General features: G+C 33.2%; 2 protein-coding genes. Both read right to left on the minus strand.

Features of this window, described 5'->3' with window-relative positions:
* Nucleotides 1-574 precede the first annotated feature (574 nt).
* Nucleotides 575-3,478, minus strand: coding sequence for a YhdP family protein (locus IHO13_RS03325; RefSeq protein WP_225538271.1), 2,904 nt, complete (start codon nucleotides 3,476-3,478; stop codon nucleotides 575-577).
* Nucleotides 3,471-3,908 (minus strand): ribonuclease HI, encoded by a 438-nt coding sequence (gene rnhA / locus IHO13_RS03330; RefSeq protein WP_225538272.1) that lies wholly within the window; start codon nucleotides 3,906-3,908, stop codon nucleotides 3,471-3,473. The genes IHO13_RS03325 and rnhA overlap by 8 nt, the downstream gene beginning before the upstream one ends.
* Nucleotides 3,909-4,057 lie beyond the last annotated feature (149 nt).

A 4,057-nucleotide genomic window follows, 5' to 3' on the forward strand; every position in this document is an offset into this window, starting at 1 on the left:
CCAAATTCCAATGGGAAATTAAAAAATTTCCCTACGATTAGAGATTTAGCGAACTTGTTATGTATCTTGTTCGAGTCCCCAATAATGAAAGTTGGCATAACCCTTATGCTTAAGAAATTTATCAAACGAGAAAAAAAGCAAAAAAAGCCCTGCTCACTGTCTGTTGTCAGTATTAGCGTTTTTATGTCTTAAACGTTGCAAATTAGCTACTTTTAAACGCAACTAGTCTAAGCTATAATATTTAAGAAATTTGCCAAGCAGAAAAAAAGACAATAAAATCCCAAGTTAGCTAATTATTCCATTCTCTATTTTAAAATCCGGTGTTGGGTGATGTCCTAAACGACTTATAAGCGCGTTTCAGCTTGTATAGGTAAAAACCCGAAGTTTTAAAAAGGCATGCAGTGCACATAGTGCAAAAAATTAAACAATAATACGCCAAATACAAGTTTTCTTGTCATTTTAATCTGCACAGATTGGGAAGTTAAATAAATAGCTTCATTACTATGACAAGGGTGACGGCAAAGGTTGTAAAGTAGTTTTCTTATTACATTTCTATAAATAGCATGCTATATGCCTAGCGTGCTGCCATTTTTGTCATAGCACGGTCAAACACTCCCAATAACCTCTTAAATAGGCTTGGAGTCAGCGAAGAGATAGGATTAACAGATACGTTACTGTTTTTATCATCCCCATTTGCTTTGTAGTCTATTGAAATAATTCCTCTACTTTTCCCACCAGTAAGAAGCTTTCCAATTGTAGGGATTTTCAACAAAGATTTATTAATTGAGTATGTTGGTATTACTTGTCCTTCAACCTGGAATTTATAATCCCTAATATCAAGCTTACCACTAGTGCTAATGCCCAGTTCTGCCCCCTCAAGCCAAGATTCTTCAATTTCAACAGTGCCATCTTTATATGAAAAAGGTGCATTACACTTGTAAAAGTATACACCTTCATTCTTTATAGCATTTACAATACCAGGCAGTGAAGACATCGATAGTAAGGTAGTGAGCAACGAAGCATCTTTGATATAGAAATTGCTGATAGATAACATGCCATAATGTTCTCCATTTTCTCTCTTAGAAGATAGATAAAAAGATAATTTGCCGTTTTTAACTGATTTCCCAATGCCTAAAGAACGCAAAATCATACCTGAATTATCCGCATATATTTCTAGCCCTATTCCACTGTATTCCGCCGATATTTTGCTGTTGTCTTCCAAAAACTGCCCTACAAATTTACTTCCATTACAATCGCCTTTGGTGCAGGTTACATGTAATTTGGCGTTTTTGACAACAATGCCTTCTTTCATCATTACATTGTTAACATTCATACTTACTTTTATGTCATTGTTTAATCCACCACTATTTTTGCCAAGCAACCCTAAAATATCACTCAAATTAATTTTCTCGCCATAAATATTTACAATGCTTTTTTCTTTACCTAACTCAATTTCTACATTAAGGTCATTGTCCGGTAGTTCAAAATTGCCAGAACTCAAATACAAATTTCCATTCTCTACTTTTCCGCTAAATTTTATATCTAGGTCATTTCCTACAACGTCTAATTTGTCTATTAACAATTCATTAGCTCCTTTTAGCCTAGTAGAAAACAAAATTTTATTGTGGTCTTCAAAGCGATTCCTCCACCCCAAGTAGCTTGAACGTGACTCAAGCTCTGACAAATCTATATTACCACTAACATATCCCGTCTTATCTTGATTTATCACTGACTCTATATTTGTGTTAACGTAACCACCATCAAAATCAAGTATTTGAGCAGGTAAATCCCCAGTTAAATTCCAGGCAAAACTTTCATTTTCGTTGCTACTTTTCAAGTCGAATAATAGTTGTGTATTATTCACCATACCACTGCCGTTTAAATCAATAAAGTCTCTGCCAAAATCAAGCTTAATATCATGCTTACCAAGATTTGCACCATAGACAACCAGCTCGTCGATTTTGGAATGAAAATTTGCTAAGAAGTCTATTTTTCTATTGTCGACATTCAGGTTAAAAATGCGAAAACTGAATACAGATTTTGCTGTTCCACCAATCTTGTCTCTTGTAACCTGAATCATATCATCCAGCTTAAATTTTATAGGCTCATATAACCCGTAAGCATCGCTTGTGGCCTTACCATTGATGACTAGAACTGACTCTTCCTTATCGAGAAAGTTCATTTCAACACTACCACCATCAACAGTGAAATTCTGAAACTTAGCACTATTTACAGCAATTGTGAGGCTGTTATTTTTGAGAATTAAATCACCGTTTAATTCTTTCACTTGCTCAAAATCTTCATCAAATCTGATGCTGCCGTTTTCTATATCAGCAACAATTACGACGTCTGATAGATCATAATTAGCTAAGCTGTTGATTTTGCCATTGAAACTTATGATTGTATTTACAATATCCCCATCAATATTATCACAATACCATTTTTTAAATTCATTGTTCACTATACCATCTGGTACATAAGTACATAAATCCTTCGCGGCAAACTTATTAATGTTGACCCTAAGCAGAGTACGATTTGTACTAAAGTTCATTTTGCCAATCAAAGAAAGGTACATACCATTTAACTTAAAATGAAAGTTTTTTACGCTGATGATTTCATCACTATATGTCAAATTTACATTTACATTAGTCAAGACTAAGTTTTTACTCGAGTGATTCTCTGTATTTAATACATATATGCTTCCATCTACAACTTCATCCTTTCCATTAATTCTCATTGAAAAGTTTCCTTTGAATCCTATTTCTTTGTCCAAATTATAACTTTTAACTAGTGTGGAAAACTCGTTAAATAGCCCCAACTTCAGATTATAAAATGTTCCATACAAATTTAACAAGTTATTGCGGTTTTTTATCGTAATGGATAAATCATCTAGAAGTCCTTTACCTTCTTTTGTATGGACACGAACATCCAAAGCATTGGAATCTTTCCCCTTCCCTGCATACACTTTATCAATGAAAAATTCACCTCCCGTGCTTTTCTTAATAGTAATGTTAGTAATTTCAATATTTGAACCCGCATTTAAGCCAAAAAAGAATTTCTTTACTGCTTTCAAAAAATTTTTCGAATTAAAATCAACTGCTTTGAAGTCATCTTTTTCCTGATTGATATGCACATACACATTATCAACCGAGACTTGAGAGAAATTTACACTGGTTTTTAACAAAGAACTGAACTTAAAATGCACAAAAAGGTTAGGAACTTTTATAATAAAGCCAGGATTCACTATTTTTAAATCTGTAATGACTAGATATGGATCTGTGCCATCTCTTTGCCAAATAACTGAAGTATTCTCCATATTGACGTTTGAGTTGGCAAGCGTTTTCGATATCTTATTCTTCAAGTAAAAATTGATATAATTAATATTAACTCCTAAGGGGCCCTTATTTTTAAAAAAGATAAAGAAACAAAGCATAAATAACAAAACTATAGAAAATAATATAGTGATTTTTTTAAGCATCGATTATTGCTTTTCTTGCTAAACTATCAGCCTCCTCATTATATTTATCGCCATTGTGAGCTTTAACCCACCTCCAATTAATCTTATGTTGTGAAGCGATATCATCTAATTCTTTCCACAACTCCATATTTTTTACTGATTTTCTACTACTTGTCTTCCAGCCATTCACTTTCCACTTACTTATCCACTCTTTTATGCCATATTTAATATAGAGGCTATCCGTATATAAATTAATATTACAAGAAAATTTTAACGCCTTCAGTCCATTGATCGCTGCTGTTAACTCCATCTTATTGTTTGTAGTATTTTCTTCCCTACCATAAACATCCTTTCTATGATTTTGAAATAGTATAATTGCCGCCCACCCTCCTGCTCCAGGATTACCAACGCACGCTCCATCCGTATATATTGTCACTTCCTTTCTATTCATCCTTTATTATATGAATTAATGAAGTATATAATTGCTTTTATGAAAGCACAATTTCAATGAAACGCATGGATACAAGGCATTTAGGCTGTACCCTTAAATTTTATTATAGAAACAAAAAAAAGCGCAACAACGAACACTATTAGAAGAAA

Origin of the sequence: Wolbachia endosymbiont of Mansonella perstans, from assembly GCF_020278605.1 — a bacterium.
In the GTDB taxonomy this organism is placed as follows: Bacteria; Pseudomonadota; Alphaproteobacteria; order Rickettsiales; family Anaplasmataceae; genus Wolbachia.

Bases quoted from the DNA above. Each gene is read 5' to 3' on its own strand.
- rnhA (WP_225538272.1), bottom strand. From the start codon at position 3,908: ATGAATAGAAAGGAAGTGACAATATATACGGATGGAGCGTGCGTTGGT.
- IHO13_RS03325 (WP_225538271.1), bottom strand. From the start codon at position 3,478: ATGCTTAAAAAAATCACTATATTATTTTCTATAGTTTTGTTATTTATG.